Source organism: Aeromonas sp. 1805, assembly GCF_013085525.1.
In the GTDB taxonomy this organism is placed as follows: domain Bacteria; phylum Pseudomonadota; class Gammaproteobacteria; order Enterobacterales; family Aeromonadaceae; genus Aeromonas; species Aeromonas hydrophila.
Genome location: NZ_CP038515.1, coordinates 3,935,399 through 3,955,384, shown reverse-complemented (window position 1 = coordinate 3,955,384; position 19,986 = coordinate 3,935,399). Strand labels below are relative to the sequence as shown.

The window sequence follows — 19,986 nt, the reverse complement described above, 5'->3', positions numbered from 1 at the left end:
CGTGGTTTGACCAGCGGCAAGCCACTTGCAAACTCACGTCAATTGAATAAACTACCCCAACCAGACGCAATAGCGTATTTTTAAAGGAAAATTCAGGTCATGAGCAACATCGAAGAACGCGTAAAGAAAATCATCATCGAACAACTGGGTGTTAAAGAAGAAGACGTTAAGAACGCTGCCTCCTTCGTCGACGACCTGGGCGCTGACTCTTTGGATACCGTTGAACTGGTAATGGCGCTGGAAGAAGAATTCGATACCGAAATTCCTGATGAAGAAGCCGAGAAGATCACCACTGTTCAAGCGGCTATCGACTACATCACCGCTAATCAGGAATAAGTTCCTGTTCTGAAAGAAGCGGCCCAAGGGCCGCTTCTTTTATGTTTACCCCTTTTCAAAACACCTCTCGGAGACTACCTCAGTGTCAAAACGCAGAGTCGTGGTGACCGGCTTGGGGATGCTTTCCCCGGTAGGCAACACTGCCGAATCCAGCTGGCAAGCCCTGCTCAACGGGCAGAGCGGCATTTCTCCCATCGAACACTTTGATGCCAGCGAGTTTGCGACCCGTTTCGCAGGCCAGGTCAAGGATTTCGATCCCGAGCAGTACGGTATCAACCGCAAAGAAGCTCGCAAGATGGATCTCTTCATCCAGTACGGTATCGCCGCAGGCATACAGGCGCTGGATGATGCCGGTCTCGTCATCAACGAGGCAAATGCCGAGCGCGTCGGTGTGGCGATCGGTTCCGGTATCGGCGGCCTGGGTCTGATTGAACAGAACCACAGCAGCCTGGTCAACGGCGGCCCCCGCAAGCTGAGCCCCTTCTTCGTGCCGTCCACCATCATCAATATGGTGTCCGGTCATCTCTCCATCATGAAGGGTCTGCAAGGGCCGAACATCGCCGTGACCACCGCCTGCACCACAGGTACCCATGCCATCGGCATGGCCGGCCGGATGATCGCTTACGGTGATGCGGACGTGATGGTGGCTGGCGGCGCCGAGAAAGCCTCCACCCCGATGGGGATGGGCGGTTTTGCGGCGGCCAAGGCGCTCTCCAATCGCAACGACGAGCCCACCAAGGCCAGCCGTCCGTGGGATAAAGATCGCGACGGTTTCGTGCTGGGTGATGGCGCCGGGGTGCTGGTGCTGGAAGAGTACGAACACGCTAAGGCCCGCGGCGCCAAGATCTACGCCGAGCTGGTCGGTTTTGGCATGAGTGGCGATGCCTACCACATGACAGCGCCTCCCGCTGACGGCAACGGTGGCGCACGCGCCATGCAAAATGCCATCAAGGATGCCGGCATCGCCCCCGAGCAGGTGGGCTACATCAACGCCCACGGTACTTCCACCCCCCTGGGTGACGTGGCCGAACTGCGCGGCATGAAAGCGGTGTTTGGCGAGCATGCCAAATCCCTGATGATCAGCTCCACCAAGTCGATGACCGGTCACCTGCTGGGTGCCGCCGGCGCCATCGAGGCGATCATCACGGTACTGGCGCTGCGCGATCAGATGGCGCCGCCCACCATCAACCTGGACAACCCGGATGATGAGTGCGATCTGGACCTGGTGCCTCATGTTGCCAAGGCTGGCAACTTCGAATATGCCCTCTCCAATTCCTTCGGTTTTGGTGGCACCAATGGCTCACTGATCTTCAAACGCGTATAATTCGCCCTGGGCGGATAGTATGGGCCCGATACGACAGTATCGGGCCTTTTTTATCGGAGGGATCCTTTTGCTGATCAATGGAATACCGACAGACAGCGTTTCCGCCATGGATCGTGGCCTGGCTTATGGCGATGGCCATTTCACCACCTTGCTGGTCAAGGATGGTCGCCCCGTCTGGTGGTCGGCTCACCAAGCACGGCTGCAGCAAGCGAGCGCCAGACTCGGCCTTGCCGAGCTGAACTGGCAACAGCTTGGTGACGAGGTCGCCGAGATGGCTCGCGACCAGACGCTGGCGGTGATCAAGGTGATGCTGACCCGAGGCAGCGGTGGCCGGGGGTATGATGGCACCGCCTGCCATGCACCAACCCGGATCCTGTCGCTGGCCGCTTACCCGGCCCACTACCCGGCGTGGCAGCAAACCGGCATTCCCCTGCTGGTGTGCCAGCAACGACTGGGCGACGCCCCCATGCTGGCGGGCCTCAAGACTCTCAACCGGCTGGAGCAGGTGCTGCTGAAAAGCGAACTTGCGGCGCGTTCGGGAGTCGAAGGTATAGTCTTGAACAGCCGGGGATTTCTGGTAGAAGGGGTCAGTGCCAATCTGTTTTGGCGCCGTGGCAGGACGGTATTCACGCCGGATCTAACCCACTGCGGTATAGACGGCATCATGCGGCGCCATGTGATGGCGATGCTAAAACAGATGAGCATTGAACTGCGTGTCGTGGAGGCTCCGCTGGAGTCACTGTGGCAGGCCGAAGAGGTATGGCTGACCAATACCCTGATGGGCATAGTGCCGGTGACCGGCATCGGGGAGACCCAATATGCCAGTCCGGTATTGATCCGCCGTTTACAGGAGCGTTTGGTCATTGAAGTTTAATCGGCTTTACACCCTGCTCGCGGGCGCGGCGCTGACAGTTGCCGTGGCCGGGGGCTATGTACATTACAAATGGCAGCAGGTGGAGACGCTCACCAACAAGGGGCCGACCCGCCTCTTTACCGTCGAGAAGGGTGCCCATGCAGCGCGCCTGATCGCCGAACTGGGGGAGGGGGAAACCAGTCCCTGGGCGGTGCGGCTCTGGCTGCGCGGTCACCCCGAGCTGGTTGCCATCAAATCCGGCACCTATGAAATCAAGGAAGGGGCTCCCCTCAAGGAGACCCTCTCCCTGTTCGCCTCCGGCAAGGAGTTTCACTTCAGCCTGACTTTCGTCGAAGGATCCCGTTTCGAGGATTGGCTGAAGCAGCTGGCCAGCGCCCCTTATCTGGAGCGCTTGACGGTGGAGCAGAGCGAGGCGGATCTGGCCCAGGAGCTTGGCATCGACAATGGCAAACTGGAGGGGTGGTTCCTGCCGGAAACTTACGCCTATACCACCCATGCCAGCGATATTTCCATCCTGCGCCGCGCCTATCAGGACATGCGGGCCTTCCTGCAGCAGAGCTGGGACAAGCGCCAGGCCAATCTGCCTTACAAGACCCCTTATGAGGCACTGATCATGGCCTCGATCATCGAGAAAGAGACCGGTCAGCCGGAAGAGCGGGCTCAGATTGCCTCGGTATTCGTCAATCGCCTGCGCCTTGGCATGAAGCTGCAGACCGATCCCACCGTCATCTACGGGGTGAAGGACAGGTATGATGGCAACATCCGCCGCAGCGACCTGACCGACGTGAACCCCTACAACACCTATGTGATCGACGGCTTGCCGCCCACGCCCATCGCGATGCCGGGCAAGGCCTCCATCGAGGCGGCGCTCAACCCCAAATCGACCGACTACCTCTATTTTGTCGCCAAAGGGGGCGGTGCCCACTACTTCTCCAAGACCCTCGATGAACACAATCGGGCGGTCCGCGAATACATATTGAAGAAACCCTAATGTCTAAATTTATCGTGATTGAAGGACTGGAAGGAGCAGGGAAGAGCTCCGCGGTACGTTATGTGACCGACTATCTGCATGGCCACGGCGTGGTGCGGATCGAATGTACCCGTGAGCCGGGCGGTACCCCGCTGGCCGAGCGGATGCGAGCCATCGTCAAGGAGGTGCACGATGAGCGCCTCACCATCGAAGCCGAACTGTTGCTGATGTACGCCTCCCGGGTCCAGCTGGTCGAGACCCGCATCAAGCCGGCCCTGGCCGACGGCATCTGGGTGGTGGGCGATCGCCACGATCTCTCGTCCCAGGCCTATCAGGGTGGTGGCCGCGGCATCGATGCCAACCTCATCGGCGCCATCAAACGGGCCGTGCTCGGCGACTTCAAACCGGATCTGACGCTTTATCTCGACATCGATCCCGCCATCGGCCTGCAGCGGGCCCGCCACCGCGGTGAGCTGGACCGGATCGAGCTCGAGCAGCTCAGCTTCTTCGAGCGTACCCGCCAGCGCTATCTGGAATTGGCTGCCGCCGATGAGTCAATCAAGGTGATCGATGCCGGCCAAGCGCCGGAACAGGTCAAGGCGGCCATCGAGGCCGCATTGGCCCACTATCTGAAAGATGAGCCCTCATGTATCCCTGGTTGATCCCGGACTGGCATGCCTTGAGCCAGACCGCCGCGGCTGGCCGACTCGGTCACGCCTGGTTGCTGCTCGGCGATCCCGGTCTTGGCAAGGAGCAGCTTGCGGAACAATTGGCGCGCTTGCACCTCTGTCATCGGCCCGATCGGGGTGAGCCCTGTGGCCAATGTCACTCCTGCCAGCTGTTTGAGAAGGGCCATCATCCGGATCTGGGCACCCTGACGACGGAGAGCAAGACCATCGGGGTCGAGGCCATCCGCGAGATCTGTTCGCGCCTGCAGAATTCGGCCCAGCTTGGTCGTGGCAAGGTGGTGATCATCCCGGATGCGGAGCGCATGACGGAGTCGGCCGCCAACGCCCTGCTCAAAACCCTGGAAGAGCCCGCCGGCGACAGCTTGCTGCTGCTTATCGCCTCCCAGGTTTCCCGTCTGCTGCCGACCATTCTCAGTCGCTGTCACAAACATGTCTGCCAGTTGCCCGCCGAAGGTGAGACGGTGCGCTGGCTGGCCGAGCAGGGTCATCAGGCCACGCTGGCCCAGGTACGGATCTGCCAGGGGGCACCGCTGCGGGTGCTGCGCTATATCGAAGAACAGCAAGACAGTGCCCGCCGGGATCTGCTGGAGAGTTTTCTCGCGCTGACCCAGACGCCGACCCGGGCCAACCATGTGTGCGGTCTGCTGGCGAGCGATACCCAGGTCAGGCTGCACTGGTTGCAGCTGTTCTTGTGCGACGCCCTCAAGACGCAGGCCGGTTGCGGCCATCATCAGCTGGCGATGCCGGATCTGACGGCGCTCAGCCAGCAACTGGCCGAGCTTCATTCCAGCGAGAAGCTGCTGGAAGCGGAGCAACAGCTGGTCGAGCTGAAGATAGCCTGCCAGCCGGGACAGCTCTCCAATCCCACCATCCATCTGATGAACTGGCTGACTCGCTGGTTATAGATCTCGCTACAAAGGTTTTATATGTTACTCGTTGATTCCCATTGTCATCTCGATCGCCTGAGCTATGGCAGCAAGCAGACCAATATGGCCGATGTGCTGGCCAAGGCCGCCGAGCAGGACGTGGGATATTTTCTGTGCGTGAGCGTCACCCAGGCGCAGTTCCCGACCATGCTGGAAGCGATCGCCCCTTATCCTCAAGTGTTTGCCTCCTGTGGTGTGCACCCTCTCAACCAGGAGCCTGGTGTCGATGCCGCCTTGTTGCTGACCCAGGCGGCAGATGAAAGGGTGGTGGCCATCGGCGAGACCGGGCTCGACTACTTCTATTCGCCGGAGAACAAGGAAGTACAGCAGGCCTCGTTCCGCGAGCATATCCGGGTGGCCCGCGCCCTGAACAAACCCCTCATCATCCATACCCGCGATGCCCAGCAGGATACCCTGCAGATCATGCGCGAAGAGGGGGCCGAGCAGGTCGGCGGGGTGTTGCACTGCTTCACCGAATCGCTCGAGATGGCGGAGGCGGCCATGGCGATGGGTTTTTATATCTCCATCTCCGGCATCGCCACTTTCAAGAATGCGGCAGCTCTGCAGGCGGTGGTCAAGGCGCTGCCGCTGGAGCGGCTGCTGGTTGAAACCGACTCACCTTATCTGGCGCCAGTTCCGCACCGGGGCAGGGAGAACGAGCCAGCTTTCGTGCGCGACGTGGCCCAGTTCATCGCGGATCTGCGGCAAATACCGCTGGCCGAATTGGCCCAAGCGACCAGTCACAACTTCTTTGAGTTGTTCAAGTTGGCAAAGCGATAACAAACAACGCCCCGCATAGCGGGGCGTTTTACTATGACAATCAGCACTATCCATGACCCATCCAAAAACGATCACGGCAGGTCGTTATCTCTCACTTGGTGTCGTGGATACTGATGAGATCAAATCCCCAACCCTGATAAAACGGAGCAGGGATAACGGTGGTGCTTGGAGAATAAATGAGGGGGTGAAACGGGTTAAAAGCATTCTTCATAAGTATCGATAATATTCATTATCGATACTTGATAGATCTGCAAGAACCTGTAAGATCCAACGAAACTCCGCATTAAATCATAGAGTTAAGTGAACTACCCACACATCCAGGCCCAAACTCAACAGGCTTTGCAGAGTGTCTTCGATCCTCAGTTGAACAGCCGGGCCAGACGCTTCTTGCGCAGCGCTAAAGCCGATTCCACCCTCAATGCCTATCAGGCCGATACCCGCATCTTCGTGTTCTGGTGTCAGCTGCATGGGCTCGATCCGCTGCAGACCACCCATCATGACATCATGAACTTCCTGGCGGATCAGGCTGACGGCATCCTGGCGGACTGGATCTGGCTGGACAAGGAAGAGGGGAAGGGGGAGCTGCGTAACGGTGAACCCCGCAAACCGGCCACCCTGGTAAGACGGCTCGCCGGTATTCGTTATGCTTTCAAGCAGAAGGGGATCCACCCCATGCCGACCGAGCACGCGGAGATAAAGGAGATGATGCGGGGCATAGTGCGGCTCGGTGACAACCGCAAACGTAAAACGGGGGCGCTGACCCTGAAACCGCTAGCCTGTGTGCTCGATGAGATCGACACCGGCAATCTGGCGGGGCTGCGGGATTACACCCTGTTGTTGCTGATGTTCAGCGGCGCCTTGCGACGCTCGGAGGCAGCAAGAATTGAAGTGGATGATCTCGACTTTGTGGGGCAGGGGATCCGTCTTCGGCTCAAGCCCAGCAAGCATCAGCTGCATGAAACGGAGATCGCCCTGGTGCCAGGTAAACAATATTGTCCGGTGTCGGCACTGGCGCGCTGGCTCAAACAGAGCCGGATCAGCGAGGGCGCCCTGTTTCGCCGGATGAATCGCTGGGGTCAGCTCATGCAGGAACCGCTCGGTCCGCAGGGTATCAACCTGATGATCAAGCGGCGTACCGGTCAGGCCATCGACGATCTCCAGGTCAGCGGCCACAGTCTGCGGCGCGGCTTCATCACCTCGGCGGTCACTGCCGGCAAACCGATGAACAAGATCATCGAGGTTACCCGCCACAAGGACATCCGCACCTTGCAGGAGTATTTCGACGATGCCCACAAGTTCTCGGATCACGCCCTGGATGGCTTGCTGTAAGATAACCGCGTCACTCCAGAGATTACGTTAAATGAAGGCTCAAACTACGCCGCGCTGGAATAGGCCAGCTTTCGACGGTTTGAACAACATGGATAGGAAGATAACCAAAAACTTCATTTTTCGTTGGTTTGAATGCGGCTTTAACCAGGAAGAAACCGCCAAACTATGTTTTGTATCTGTGACAGAGGTCACATTATGGGACGAGAGAAAGGAGATCCCGTTGATATGCCAACGGGTCATGAGGATGGCTGCAGGGAGGGAGCTGCCGTCTATCTTCGAGCGTTATTGGGCCGGATGGCGAATGTCTGGCTATCACCTGATCACACCTGCAGGCTCACAAATGACTCGCCAGAGGCTCGAAGTCATCGATATGATGGGGAAGGAAGATTTCCCTAGGTGGCGAAACAAGCGCGTCAAATATCGCCTTTATAGGCGTTGAGGCGTTCACCTATAACTGAAAGTCGAAAGCCTTAAAAATCGGTTTAGCAGGGAAGGGGTGGCCCCATCTCGCGTTAGTATGGGCACGTTCCGCCGCCTACCACATGGGGTATCTCTTACCAGCAGTGGGCGGCTTGTAGGGGGCTATATAGCCCCCTATTCTCAGGCCAACCCGACTAAACAGTTTTGATAGAAAATTGGCTTGCGCTCCCAAACTAAATGTTTTTTTTGAGTATAGGTCTCCAGAATTCATATGGTAATTTATTTTCATCAGACTCCATATCTTGAATCATTTCAGAACACTGACTATCAACATAATCACCTAAAGGGCTATCAGGAAGTAAACTATTAGACTGTCTAATTACATTTGCAAGTTCGATAGCCATGTATTTATCTTCCTCTATTCTTCTTGTGCAGACAATCATAGCCTTCTGCATTTTATAATTACTTTCCAAATGTATGTATTCGTCCTTATCAAAGGCATCAGAATAAATTTCTGTAACATCCCCCCACTCAACACTATCTTTAATGGCATTTTCAAAATCCACTGGAAGGGTTTCTCCTTTAAGAGGAATAAACTGACGTCCTGGGTGATTAAAAATATCAATACCAACACTTTTATACACTACATCGATAAATTGTGAGCAAAAAAGGGACTCTTCATTTTTTTTAAATGAAAACCCCAAGCTGTAACGTTTACCTAGGTGGTGCGCTCCAGCTCTCTTAATTTCTCCCTGTAATTCATCATTTATTTGTTTGTACCTTGCAACCTTCCAGTCACCAGTCGACTTATCAATGAGCTCAGGGAAGAAACACAAATCAACCCCACCAGGGTAGTCAGCGTGAATGAAAACACCATCCCCTAAACTCAATGCAACATGCGTTGTATTCACAGGGGTTAAACGACGTATAATACTTTGCCCACCCTTATTGATTTTTTGACATTTAGTTTCATTGTCGATCAGCAGAATATCACCTGCATTCATACCAGTTATAGACATTTCGCCTCATAATAAATATTATACATCCTGTCACTTATACCATAATGTAAAATTTATGTGAAGCCACCAGATTAATTTAGATCACCATGGATGAGAGAAAGGAAATCCCGAAGATATACCAATGGGTCATGAGGAAGGCGCATGTCTGGCTATCACCTGATCACCCCCGCAGGTTCACAAATGACCCGCCAAAGGTTAGAGATCATCGACATGATGGGAAAAGAGGACTTCCCCAAGTGGCGAAACAAGCGCGTCAAATATGGCATCTACAGACGCTAAGGCGCTCACCTCTATCTGAAAGCCGAAAGCCTTAAAAGCCGGTTTAGCAAGGAAGGGGTGGCCCAGTCTCACGTTAGCATGGGCACGTTCCGCCGCCTACAGGATGGTGTACCTATTGCCAACAGTGGGCGGCTTGTAGGGGCTGCAGCCCCTTATTTTCTTGTAGGGTTACTGAGTACCAACTCGGATAAAGTGATTTGAACAAAAAGCAAACATAACTGATGCCGTGTTAATCCCTTGACGCTGGTATAATTTATATTTTCATTTATAGCACTTTCATATAAAAGCAAACATTGATATTATTTGTTTAAAAGCCACATGTGAGATTTAATATGAGCAGTGATAAAAACGGTGTCAGTGATATTTTCAAATCGTGCATTTTAAATAAAAACACTATCGAAGAGAAAATATATAGTGACGAATGGCGTGATGGGAACATTATTTCAATAACTAATGCAGAGTCTTTCGAAGTGGGCTTTGATAATTTTTCAAAAAGCCCAAAAGGGAAATTCATTTCAAAAAAATATATAATGTATTATATTGAAAAAACATTGAGTGAATGTGGCGCCCACCCTGATGACAATATAAAAAACCGTGTTAATCACTTTAACGAAATAATTGATAGCTTAGATGTGCAAAGAGAGCACCGGGTTGTTAAACAGGCTTTTGGTGTAAATATGGGGAACAGCGAAAAACCTATCAACGCTGGACCGTTATGTTTTTATGAGGTTCCCCGTCATGGCGAATATATAAAACTACCATTCCAAGATCCTTTTTTTAAAAGGCCGCAGTCTACAAAAACAGTTGCGCAATTATGTGTGAAATCTCTAGATTCGATTAAGGCTTTAGAAGTTGCAGAGACCCTTTTCAATACATTCGAACTATCAATTTACTTTTTGTGTGCAGAAAAAGACACTGCATTTTCCATAGGCTCTATGACACGTGAAATCTCTAGTTTTGAGCCACCAATAATTTATACAGAAGGTTCACTTTATGGCATGAGTAAGGATAGACCTAAACCAATAAATTCTATTGATCTAACTAGATTAATAGAATTCTTCCCCGAAAAACAAAATAACTTAATGGAGTATTTTTTTAATGTTATATTATCTCCAACCAACCAGGTTGAAAAAAAGATATCCAGAGCAGTTGAGTGGATTGGAGAGGCTTATCGTGATAAAAATAGGTCAAGTGCCTTACTGAAAGTTGTAGTCGCGCTTGAAGCGCTTTTCAAAGTCGACGAAAGCAGTATAATTACCGCATCTATAATGGCAAGTATGGCTGAACAATGTGCGCATATAAGTGGGAAATCGATTGGAGAATGCTTGGGAATTGAAAAGTATGTCAAGGATTTATATGGGCGTCGTTCTCAAATAGTCCACAGCGGTTCAAACAACATTGGAGAGAACGAATTAAAAAATGCGCTAACATTTAGTCGAACCATAATTTTCAACTTATTAAGGCTGGAGGTTATCAATAAATTTAAAACGATGGGTGAATTCCAAAAGCAGGTGCGAGAGGGTAAATACAGAGCCTGTCCATTATGGAGTCTTGACCATTAAGATAAGCGACAATATGAATGTTGTAATATATAAAAAACGTTAAAGCTGGGTAGGGTGCTACAAAGACTCTTTCACTGTGTCGGTGACGCCAGAAGTCAAACTGCCATTTTTGGTGGGTGCTATGGTGTTACGCTCGCGGATAAGCATGGTGACTTTGCCCTTAGAAATGACTAGGCCGTAAGTCTTGAGGACAACAGTCCAGCCGAGCTGGGTCAGGTCAGACGAACGCCACATCATCACAGAGTTGTCCTTGTCATCCCACACCTCGATCCAGGCATCGAGCAGCTGACCATTGACGACCGTCTGCGAGGTCAGCACCGGCTGATAGCCATCAATGGACTGGGTGAAGAGATCCTCTACCTTGGGCTTGAGGGGAGGGGTCGGTGATGGCGCGGACTGACCTGGTGAAGTAGGGGAGGTTGCAACCTGTTGTTGCTTTGTCGCTTCCCCCGTCCTGTGTGCTCACCAAAGTTGAAGAGCAAATCGAGACAATACCAGAGCGAGCCAATGACCACGATTAGCGCAAGAGGCACCCCGAACTTAAACTTGGCTGTCTTGAGAATATTGGTGCGGTCATCCTGATAGACCCCCATCTCATTGTCGTCACTGGTGGTACTGGCATAGCTGCCGAAATACTGGGGTTCATAGACTTTGATGCCACTCGTCAGCTTCTCGAAGTCAATGCGAGAGCGCTGGCGCCCCCTTGTAGGATGCCCAGGAGTAACGCTTATCCTGTCCTAACGCATCCAGCTTCATGAACACAAACTTACGGTCTATCCGGTTACGCCACAGGCTATGGACATCGTTGAGGTTCTGACCCATCAACACCACATCAAGGCCACGGTGCCGGTGTTCGGTGACAAATTGGGTGATCGGGTCGGGTAATTTCCCCCGACCGTTAGGCCAAAAGTTCTGGGCCTCATCAATCACCACGAGGCTCTTATCACGGACATGCTCATTGATGTTCGGTACTTGTTCCCGCGTGATTTGCTTAAGCAATTCCTGGCAAACCTCGAGCGTTATCTCACACAGTTCGGCTATCTTCTCGAAGTTGAGCCCCTCGATGTAGGTATCTACGGTACGGCCAGCTTAGCAACCCAGAGTGACACTTCAATTTGTCTTAAACATGACATTACTACTTAACGCTTACACACCAACCGCGCTTATGATATTTTTATGTTAAATGATATCTTGTTGATCCAATGATATATTTGCGGCGCACTGAGCTCACCCCATCAAGAGGGGGAGAGTCAGGCTCCTCACGTTCGTCAGCGGATGGTGAAGAATCGATGAGAGATAACAGGCGATAAAAATCAAAGTTGCAAGGTGATATGAGCCAGGAAATGAAAGTGAGCAGTGCGCAAGACAACGCCGAGCGGCAGCGCCAGCACGTGAAACGCAAGCAGGAAACTCACAGCCGATTGCAATGCTGGATCAGCAATCGCCACGCCGAACGGTTGGCCATGCTGGGGTTGCAGCTCGAAGACAGCCAGGCTTCTCTCATCGAGCAGGCCATCGATCTGCTCTATCAACATGAGCTGCAACAGGAACAAGCCGCGCCGCATGTCGAAGTACCAGAGCCGGCAGAGGTGCTCGAGTAAACGCACCGGCGGCATGGTGCCTAATTGCTACATGCGAACTGCGAGCATAAAAAAAGCCAGGTACGAATTCCTTGTACCTGGCATAGGGGAATTGGCTCCTTGCAGAGCCGTGCGCTAACTGGTGTTCGGATAGCCTTAAGCTTAGACAAGGCTCGAGGCTTTTCAAGATCCACGCAAAAGTTCAACCGGAGTGTGGGTTTTCCTGCTCCGACGACACTCGTTACACGAACAGATTGTTGTCGCGCACCAGCTCGCGGGGCAGGGCATTCTTGACCCGGCTGCCCACCCATTTCCCCATGCCCAGGGTATGACCCTGATAGCGGACGATCACCTCGCCGGTGCCGGCGGCTTGCTCCGGCCATACATCCCGTCCCATCATGAACTCCCGCGCATCCGCAATGCCGAGCTCGACGAATCCCTTGCTCGCGCCGTCGCCATAGGCCAGCGCCCACTCATGGGTCAGTCGATACCCCTTCTTGAAGGTCTCCGCCAGTTTCAGCCCGATGCGATCGAAACGCAGCTTGCCCTGTACCTGTTCGAACAGCCGGGGGAAGAGCCAGATCTCCTCGCTGCGGCCAAACAGATTGCCCTGCGGCACGACCCCGAAGGCGGCTTCAATCTCGCGCAGCATGGGCTCGGACTCCTTGGCCGGCAGCGGCGAGAAGGGAAATTTGCCGAGCTTGCCCGGTTTGAACATGGTGTTGGGTACGGAGTGATGCTTGCGCAATCTGGCAACGAAAAAGCCTTCACTGTCGAAGATTTGGGGCCAAACGTGCAAGTATCCTTCCGGCGTGCAGGCCTGCTCTGCTGCGGGGAAGAGATCGGCCAGCGAGTCAAAGCTGAACGCATCGCCGAACTTGTCCAGCAGTGACTGACAGACGGCCTGGTTCTCCTCCAGGCTCAAGGTGCAGGTGGAGTAGACCAGTACGCCGTCCGGTTTGAGGGCATGAAAGGCACTCTCCAGCAACCCTTGCTGCACGGCGGCAATCTCGTCGATGCTCTCGATGCTCCAGTTGCGCAAGGCATCTTCATCCTTGCGCACAGTGCCCTCGCCGGAGCAAGGGGCGTCGAGCAGGATGGCATCGAATGTTTCTGGCAACCACTGGCCGAAGACCTTGGCATCAAAATGGGTCATGCCCACGTTGGTCACGCCGCAGCGCTGCAGATTGGCGCTGAGCACCTTGAGCCGGCTGCTGGAGTACTCGTTGGCAACCAGCATGCCCTGGTTGTTCATCAAGGCCGCGATCTGGGTGGTCTTGGAGCCGGGGGCCGCCGCCGCGTCCAGCAGCATGCCGTCGCGCCGGGTCTGCTCGCAGGCAAACAGGGCGGTGACCGGCAGCATGGAGCTCGCCTCCTGAATGTAGAAGAGACCGCTCAAATGCTCGGCGGTGTTGCCAAGGGGCACGCTCTCGTCTTCACGGCTGAGCCAGAAGCCGGTGTCGCACCAGGGCACGGGATCGAGCTGCCAACCGAGCGGCTGCATCCGCGCTACAAATGCTGCCACCGATATCTTCAGGGTGTTGACCCGGATGCTGCGCCGCAGCGGTCGTCGACAACTGGCCACGAACTCATCCATGGAGAGGTGCGCAGGCATGATGGCCGCGATATGGCGCAAGAAGTGATCGGGAAGATAGGTGTTGTCGTGCACGGTGCAGTCTCGTTGACCGAAAAAGAGGGGCGACATCTTATCACAAGGGTAGGAATATTCTGAAAGCGCGGCGGGTAAAAACAAGCCCGGCACAGTGCCGGGCTTGGGTGAGCGTGGGTGAGGGGAGAGATCAGGGCTGGATGCGAGGGCTCCACTCCTGCCACTCTTTCTCCGCTTTGGCATGCAGCGGGTAGCTGTGACCGGCCTTGACGGTCGGCCCCATCTCTTTCTCCGGAGTGTTGAAGGCGATGCCGCCGGCGAGCAGGCTCTGCACCGTCTCCACCTCGATGGTGCCACCCGTCAGGCCGATATCCGCCTTGACCCCGGAGACATTCCAGAAGCGGGAGTTGGCCCGCACCAGATGGGTATACTCCTGATCCACGTTGACATCGATCAGCACCTCGCTGCCATCGCGGGCCAGCGTCACCTTGGTCACGCTGCCCACCACCATCTTGCGAAACAGCAATGGGCTGCCGACGCTCAAGCCATTGACCGACGCACTCTTGAGGGTAAGCGCCAGGCCGGCCGGGCCGCTTTGGCTGAGGGGGAAGCGCTCCTTGCCTGCGCCCTGACCGGGCTGCGCCTCCACAAAGGCGCCCTTGATCAGGGTATCGAGGTGGGCCACGCCGCCCAGCCCCAGCTTGGCCTGCACCAGAGTGAAGCGGGCGCCAGACTGCAGGAAGCGCGCGGCATACTGGCCATCCAGCTCGGCCTTGAAGATCACCTGACCCAGGGTCGGCTCCAGCTCAATCTGTTCAATCTTGCCGATGTCGACCCCGCGGTAGCGGATCGGGCTGCCGATCCCGAGCCCCGGGTTGCTGTCGGCCAGCAGGGAGAGGGTCCGTACCTTGGCCTTGGCCTGCTCCTTGCTGTCAAACAGCTGGTGACTGCTGCGACCCGTGCCGAGCCGATCAAATTCGATGGCGCCGCGCAGCAGGGTGGCGAGGTTCCCCACCTTGACCTGCACGCCATCCACCCGCACCCGGGTATCCAGTGCCGGCTTTTTCCAGAATTGCGGCTGCTGCTCCAGCAGGGGGGCATAGACACCGGCGATCTCGAGCTCAATCTCCACCCCCTCCTTGGCGGCGCGCAGCGCGTTGACCTTGCCCGCTTCGAGTCCCAGATAGAGCACCGGGGAGCCGATGCCGATGCCGTCAGCCTGCTCCGCCTTCAACACCCAGCGACGGGGCTTGGCATCCCGGGTGCCGAGCAGGGCCAGCTCCTGGCTGGGATAGAGCCGGTTGACCCGCTCGCCGGCGGGGGCCTGCACCAGCTTGATGCCGCCACCAATCCAGGCGCTGGCCGGGCTGGTTTCCACCTTGATGCCGCTCAGGTCGGCATCGATCTGCAGCGGCGCCGCCCGATAGAAACGGGCCCGGTTGAGCAGATGCTGATACTGGCTCTGCACGACCAGGGCCACGCTGGCGTTGCCACCGCCATCCAGGGTGAGCTGGCTGATCTGGCCCACCTGCAGGCCCTTGTACCAGAGCGGTGCCCCTTCGTTGAGGCCGGCCAGATCGTCGGCCTGCAGCACCAGCTTGATGCCACCCGGTTGTTCTTTGCTGCTCAGCGTCATGGCCTTGCCCCGCTCGCCCGCCACATAGTCGAGGCGAATGGCCGGGCCCGCCAGCAGGCGATCCGCATGCTTGATGCCGCCGGCGCCGAGGGAGACGCTCTCCCACACCAGACGACTGTTGCCGGTGATCCGAAACGCCTGCTCCGGGTTGATCAGCGCGGTCACCACCCGGCCCTTGTCGGTCAGGCGAATGGGGTCGATGCGGCCAATTTCGATGCCTTCGAACAGGATCGGCATCCCCTCCTTGATGGGTAGATCCCCCGCCAAAATGTCGATCCGCTCACCGCGGGCCGCCTCGGCCAACCCTTTGTAGAGGGTAAAGACCTGGCCTTTTTCCGGCTCCGGAGAGTCCTTGGGAGAGTCGAAGGCGATGCCGCCGCTCAGGATGGAGGTGAGGCTGCCGGCCTCCACATTGACCCCGGCCAGGCTGAAGGAGCCCTTGATGCCGCTGATGTTCCAGAAGCGGGTATCGGCCTTGATGAGGTGTTCAAAACGCGGCTCGATCACCAGATCCAGGATTACGTTCTGGTTCTCTTCGCCAAGGCGGGTATTGATGACGCTGCCCACCTCGATGCCGCGAAAATAGAGTTTGGCGCCGATGCCGACCGAGCCGAGCGAATCGGCAGTCAGGTGCAGCATCCGCCCCTGGGCCTGATACCCGGGGGGAGGACCGTCCAGCGCGTCGAACTCCTCCTGCAGCGGGTTGTTGTCACGCCCGGGCTGCAGGTTGATGTAGTTGCCGGAGACCAGGGTATCGAGACCGGAGATTTCGGTGAGCGATGCCTTGGGGCTCACCAGCCAGAAATCCGAGCCTTTGCGGATGAGCGGGCGGGCCCGGCTGTCAATCTTGGCCAGCACGGCTATCTTGCGGCCATCCTCGGCCAGCTCCAGCTCCTGCACCACCCCGATGGCGACCCCCTGATAGCGCACCTGGGTCTTGCCCGGCAGGATACCGTTGCCCTGGGCGAAGTTGATGCGGATCAGCTGGCCACTGCTGGCAAACTGCTGGTAGATGAAGCCCCCCGCCAGCAACAGGGCGATAAAGGGCAGCAACCAGACGGGTGACAACCAGCGACGCTTCTCAATGACGGGTTCAGCCCCGATCATACCGACTCCTTAATTGGCTGAGATAAACAGCAGTTCAGATAAAGACAAACAGTTTCAGGCATATGTGATGGCCGACCCTAGCGGGCCGCCTTGTCCCACAGCAGGCGCGTATCCAGCATGCGGGCCGACATCATGGTCAGCACCACCACGCCGGCAAAGGCGGTGGCGCCGGGGCCGGCCCGCACGTTGAGCAGCACCCCGCGATCCACCAGGGCCACCATCAGCGAGATGACGAACAAGTCCAGCATGGACCAGCGGCCGATGAAATCGATGATGCGATACATGATGAGCTGGCGTTTGCGCCGCACCGGCTTGGTTCGTTGCAGCTGCCAGCAGATCCAGCCCAGCCCCAGGATCTTGCCCACCGGCACTATGATGCTGGCGGTGAGGACGATGGTGGCGATGCCCGACATCTTGCTGCGATAGAGCATCATGATACCGCTGAAGATGGTGTCGGACTGCAACAATCCCTTGTTGTAGAAATGAGTGATGGGCAGCAGGTTGGCGGGCAGCAGCATGAAGCTGGCCAGCGCCAGCAACCCCCAGGACCAGGCCAGGGAGTGGGGAATGCGCACCTGCAGCCGGCTGTGACAACGGGGGCAGACGCTGCCCGCCTGATAGCGTACCAGCAGGCCGCAGGTGTGGCAGCGGCAGAGCCCCAGTTCACGGGCGCTGGTCTGGGACATGGTCCGGCTCCTCCAGCGGTACTCGCTCCCAGTAGGGGGCAGGGTCAAACAGGATCAGCAGGGTCAGGTTGAGCAGCATCAGGATCCCCAGGCTCAACAGACCGCCGCCGAGACGCACGTCGGCGATGTCGATCAGCTTGAACAGGGCGACCAGCAGGCTGACGATGTAGACCTCCAGCATGGCCCAGTGACGAAACACCTCCACCGCCTTCAGGGTCGGCGCCAGTATGTGCCAGCGTTTGGCGAGGCCCGAAGCCAGCGCAAAGATCCCGAGCAGCAAGCCCACCGGCGCCAGCACGGCGCACCAGAACACCAGCCCAGCCACCCAGATCTCGTGCTCGAGCAGCAGCACCATGATGCCCTTGAGCAAGTTGGCGTCCGAGTTGACGCCGGCCAGGCGCAGGTAGATCAGCGGTTCGAAGAAGGCGGACGGGAGCAACAGGAAGCCGGTGATGGTCAGCGCCATCAATTGGGAGGGGCGAAATGCATAGCGCCCGTACAGATGCTGGTGACAGCGGGGGCAGTGGGCGTGGCGCCTCAGCGGCAATAACTTGCGTTCGATCAGCAAGTCGCAAGCCGGGCAGACGATCACGGGATTGAGATCCGACATTACGATTCAACCTGTTGAAGGAATTGGTGAAATTTACCCTAAAAGCCGCGTCCTGTCTTGCCTGGCGGGGGCATGCCACGAAAGTATGATTGACGTTAACGTAAACGTGATATTAGATAGTCTCACCAGACAAGTGAAAGGAGTCATGATGTCCAGCCTTACCCCCTCGGCAGGCCTGCGTTTTCGCACCGCCCTCGCCAACGAACGCCCCCTGCAGATCGTCGGCACCATCAATGCCTACATGGCGCTGATGGCGGAGCGCAGCGGCTTTCAGGCCATTTATCTGTCAGGCGCCGGCGTTGCCAACGCCTCCTATGGCCTGCCGGATCTCGGCATGACCTCCCTCAATGACGTGCTGATCGACGCCGAGCGCATCACTGCCGCTACCCGTGTGCCATTGCTGGTCGACATCGACACCGGCTGGGGAGGGGCGTTCAACATCGCCCGCACCGTGCGCGCCTTCGAGCGGGCCGGAGTGGCCGCCGTGCACATGGAAGATCAGGTGGCCCAGAAGCGCTGTGGGCACCGGCCCAACAAGGCGGTGGTCTCGCAGGAGGAGATGTGCGATCGCATCAAGGCGGCGGTGGATGCCCGCGAGAATGGCGAGTTCGTCATCATGGCTCGCACCGACGCGCTGGCAGTGGAGGGGATTGGCCCGGCGCTGGAGCGCGCCGCCGCCTACGTGGCCGCCGGGGCCGACATGATTTTCGCCGAGGCGGTGACCGAGCTCGGTCAGTATGACCTGTTCAAACAGGCGGCCGGGGTGCCCATTCTCGCCAACATGACCGAATTCGGCAAAACCGAGCTGTTCGACAAGGAGGCGCTCGCCGCCCACGGTGTCGATATGGTGCTCTATCCCTTGAGTGCCAGCCGGGCGGCCAATCAGGCGGCCCTCAACGTCTATCAGCACCTTCGCCAGGATGGCCATCAGCGGGCCGTCGTCGACACCATGCAGACCCGGGAGTCGCTCTACGACTTCCTCGGTTATCACCACTACGAGCAGACGCTGGACCGTCTGTTTACATCCAGGGACTAGGAGGAAAGGCAATGGGACAGCAAAAACCGTTGGGTGGCGCCGGCCTGCGTGGCCAGAGCGCAGGGGAGACCAGCATCTGCACCGTGGGCAAGAGCGGCACCGGACTCACCTATCGCGGCTATGACATCCAGGAGCTGGCCGATGGCGCCCAGTTCGAAGAGGTCGCCTACCTGCTGCTCAAGGGCGAGCTGCCGGACGAGCAGCAGCTCGAAGATTACAAGCGGACGCTGCTCCGCCTGCGCACCCTGCCTGCCGCCCTGCTGGAGGTGCTCGAGCGCATTCCCGCCGACGCCCACCCCATGGATGTGCTGCGCACCGGCTGCTCCATGCTCGGCGATCTGGAGCCGGAAGATGGCTTCGAGCACGAGCATGAAGTGGCGGATCGGCTGCTGGCCGCCTTCCCGGGCATTCTCCTCTACTGGTACAAATTCAGCCACGACGGGGTACGCATCGCCCTCGACACCGACGAGGAGTGCATCGGTGGCCACTTCCTGGCACTGCTGCACCAGAAGGCGCCGAGCGAGCTGGAGCGCCGGGTGATGCACGTCTCCCTCATTCTCTACGCCGAGCATGAGTTCAACGCCTCCACCTTTGCGGCGCGGGTCTGCGCTTCGACACTCTCTGACATGTTCTCCTGCGTCACCGCGGCCATCGGCACCCTGCGCGGCCCGCTGCACGGCGGCGCCAACGAGGCCGCCATGGCGATGATCGAGCCCTGGCAGGATGAGGCCCAGGCGCGGCGCGAGCTGCTGGCCAAGCTGGCGGCCAAGGAGAAGATCATGGGCTTTGGCCACGCCGTCTATCGCACCTCGGATCCACGCAACGTCATCATCAAGGGGTGGTCGGCCCAGCTGGCCGAGGCGGTGGGTGATGACCGGCTCTACCGCGTCTCCTGCGAGGCGGAGAAGGTGATGTGGGAAGAAAAAGAGCTCTTCCCCAACGCCGACTTCTTCCACGCCAGCGCCTATCACTACATGGGGATCCCGACCAAGCTGTTCACCCCCATCTTCGTCTGTTCGCGGGTCACCGGCTGGTGCGCCCACGTGATGGAGCAGCGCGAACACAACCGGATCATCCGCCCGAGTGCCGATTATGTCGGCCCGGCGCCCCGTCATTTCGTCTCGCTGCAGCAGCGATAAACATGGGCGGCCCTGTCACTCCCTTGCCTCACCCGACCCCGGCAGCACCGGGGTCGATGCGCGCAGGCGGGCGGG

General features: G+C 57.2%; 20 protein-coding genes and 1 pseudogene. 14 read left to right on the top strand and 7 right to left on the bottom strand.

The features are described 5' to 3' along the window. Positions 1 to 99 precede the first annotated feature (99 nt). The 9 genes from acpP (at position 100) to E5E96_RS18490 (ending at position 7,667) form a co-directional block, all read left to right on the top strand. The gene (gene acpP, locus E5E96_RS18530; protein WP_005300909.1) at positions 100 to 336 is read left to right on the top strand and encodes an acyl carrier protein; all 237 of its coding nucleotides are present in this window, start codon (positions 100 to 102) and stop codon (positions 334 to 336) included. Between the two features lie 82 nt (positions 337 to 418). Next, entirely contained in the window at positions 419 to 1,660 is a 1,242-nt protein-coding gene (fabF, locus tag E5E96_RS18525) for a beta-ketoacyl-ACP synthase II (RefSeq protein ID WP_017408413.1), read from the top strand. 19 nt (positions 1,661 to 1,679) lie between these two features. Next, the gene (pabC, locus tag E5E96_RS18520) at positions 1,680 to 2,534 is read left to right on the top strand and encodes an aminodeoxychorismate lyase (RefSeq protein WP_171282802.1); all 855 of its coding nucleotides are present in this window, start codon (positions 1,680 to 1,682) and stop codon (positions 2,532 to 2,534) included. After that, a complete protein-coding gene (mltG, locus tag E5E96_RS18515; protein ID WP_016350715.1) occupies positions 2,524 to 3,525 on the top strand; it encodes an endolytic transglycosylase MltG in 1,002 nt (333 codons plus the stop codon). The genes pabC and mltG overlap by 11 nt, the downstream gene beginning before the upstream one ends. After that, a complete protein-coding gene (gene tmk, locus E5E96_RS18510) occupies positions 3,525 to 4,166 on the top strand; it encodes a dTMP kinase (RefSeq protein WP_171282801.1) in 642 nt (213 codons plus the stop codon). Before mltG ends, tmk begins: the two co-directional genes overlap by 1 nt. Continuing rightward, on the top strand, positions 4,151 to 5,098 hold the full coding sequence (holB, locus tag E5E96_RS18505) for a DNA polymerase III subunit delta' (protein ID WP_171282800.1): 948 nt from the start codon (positions 4,151 to 4,153) through the stop codon (positions 5,096 to 5,098). The genes tmk and holB overlap by 16 nt, the downstream gene beginning before the upstream one ends. 21 nt (positions 5,099 to 5,119) lie before the next feature. Continuing rightward, positions 5,120 to 5,899, top strand: a complete 780-nt coding sequence (locus E5E96_RS18500; protein WP_011706112.1) for a TatD family hydrolase — start codon at positions 5,120 to 5,122, stop codon at positions 5,897 to 5,899. Positions 5,900 to 6,199: 300 nt separating this feature from the next. After that, the gene (locus E5E96_RS18495; RefSeq protein WP_124251491.1) at positions 6,200 to 7,228 is read left to right on the top strand and encodes a site-specific integrase; all 1,029 of its coding nucleotides are present in this window, start codon (positions 6,200 to 6,202) and stop codon (positions 7,226 to 7,228) included. 31 nt (positions 7,229 to 7,259) lie between these two features. Beyond that, complete coding sequence (locus E5E96_RS18490; RefSeq protein ID WP_171282799.1) at positions 7,260 to 7,667, top strand: DUF3653 domain-containing protein; 408 nt, start codon at positions 7,260 to 7,262, stop codon at positions 7,665 to 7,667. Between the two features lie 214 nt (positions 7,668 to 7,881). On the opposite strand, the gene E5E96_RS18485 is transcribed toward E5E96_RS18490, so the two are convergent. Beyond that, complete coding sequence (locus E5E96_RS18485) at positions 7,882 to 8,667, bottom strand: YiiX/YebB-like N1pC/P60 family cysteine hydrolase (RefSeq protein WP_171282798.1); 786 nt, start codon at positions 8,665 to 8,667, stop codon at positions 7,882 to 7,884. Between the two features lie 141 nt (positions 8,668 to 8,808). On the opposite strand from E5E96_RS18485, the gene E5E96_RS18480 reads away from it, so the two are divergent. Together E5E96_RS18480 and E5E96_RS18475 are read left to right on the top strand one after the other, a co-directional pair. Then, complete coding sequence (locus E5E96_RS18480; RefSeq protein WP_171282797.1) at positions 8,809 to 8,946, top strand: hypothetical protein; 138 nt, start codon at positions 8,809 to 8,811, stop codon at positions 8,944 to 8,946. A 332-nt stretch (positions 8,947 to 9,278) separates the two neighbouring features. Beyond that, complete coding sequence (locus E5E96_RS18475; RefSeq protein WP_171282796.1) at positions 9,279 to 10,508, top strand: HEPN domain-containing protein; 1,230 nt, start codon at positions 9,279 to 9,281, stop codon at positions 10,506 to 10,508. Positions 10,509 to 10,565: 57 nt separating this feature from the next. On the opposite strand, the gene E5E96_RS18470 is transcribed toward E5E96_RS18475, so the two are convergent. Together E5E96_RS18470 and E5E96_RS18465 are read right to left on the bottom strand one after the other, a co-directional pair. Further along, complete coding sequence (locus E5E96_RS18470; RefSeq protein ID WP_171282795.1) at positions 10,566 to 10,826, bottom strand: hypothetical protein; 261 nt, start codon at positions 10,824 to 10,826, stop codon at positions 10,566 to 10,568. Positions 10,827 to 11,186: 360 nt separating this feature from the next. Beyond that, positions 11,187 to 11,582, bottom strand: a pseudogene (locus tag E5E96_RS18465) (zonular occludens toxin domain-containing protein); the annotation flags it as partial. A gap of 257 nt (positions 11,583 to 11,839) precedes the next feature. On the opposite strand from E5E96_RS18465, the gene E5E96_RS18460 reads away from it, so the two are divergent. Continuing rightward, positions 11,840 to 12,109: a RepB family protein gene (locus E5E96_RS18460; protein WP_062726108.1), complete on the top strand. Its 270-nt coding sequence runs from the start codon at positions 11,840 to 11,842 to the stop codon at positions 12,107 to 12,109. Positions 12,110 to 12,329: 220 nt separating this feature from the next. Here the strand turns inward: E5E96_RS18460 and rsmF are convergent, their stop codons facing one another. From rsmF to E5E96_RS18440, 4 genes are all read right to left on the bottom strand, one after another. After that, positions 12,330 to 13,757: a 16S rRNA (cytosine(1407)-C(5))-methyltransferase RsmF gene (gene rsmF, locus E5E96_RS18455; RefSeq protein ID WP_171283249.1), complete on the bottom strand. Its 1,428-nt coding sequence runs from the start codon at positions 13,755 to 13,757 to the stop codon at positions 12,330 to 12,332. A 130-nt stretch (positions 13,758 to 13,887) separates the two neighbouring features. Continuing rightward, entirely contained in the window at positions 13,888 to 16,440 is a 2,553-nt protein-coding gene (locus E5E96_RS18450) for an MlaD family protein (protein WP_171282794.1), read from the bottom strand. A gap of 77 nt (positions 16,441 to 16,517) precedes the next feature. Continuing rightward, positions 16,518 to 17,126 carry a paraquat-inducible protein A gene (locus E5E96_RS18445; protein WP_016350707.1) on the bottom strand — a complete coding sequence of 203 codons (609 nt, stop codon included), beginning with the start codon at positions 17,124 to 17,126 and terminating at the stop codon, positions 16,518 to 16,520. Then, on the bottom strand, positions 17,104 to 17,736 hold the full coding sequence (locus E5E96_RS18440) for a paraquat-inducible protein A (protein WP_016350706.1): 633 nt from the start codon (positions 17,734 to 17,736) through the stop codon (positions 17,104 to 17,106). Before E5E96_RS18440 ends, E5E96_RS18445 begins: the two co-directional genes overlap by 23 nt. 148 nt (positions 17,737 to 17,884) lie before the next feature. On the opposite strand from E5E96_RS18440, the gene prpB reads away from it, so the two are divergent. Both prpB and prpC read left to right on the top strand, forming a co-directional pair. Continuing rightward, positions 17,885 to 18,772, top strand: coding sequence for a methylisocitrate lyase (gene prpB / locus E5E96_RS18435; RefSeq protein ID WP_024945212.1), 888 nt, complete (start codon positions 17,885 to 17,887; stop codon positions 18,770 to 18,772). Between the two features lie 11 nt (positions 18,773 to 18,783). Further along, on the top strand, positions 18,784 to 19,911 hold the full coding sequence (prpC, locus tag E5E96_RS18430) for a 2-methylcitrate synthase (RefSeq protein ID WP_171282793.1): 1,128 nt from the start codon (positions 18,784 to 18,786) through the stop codon (positions 19,909 to 19,911). Positions 19,912 to 19,986 lie beyond the last annotated feature (75 nt).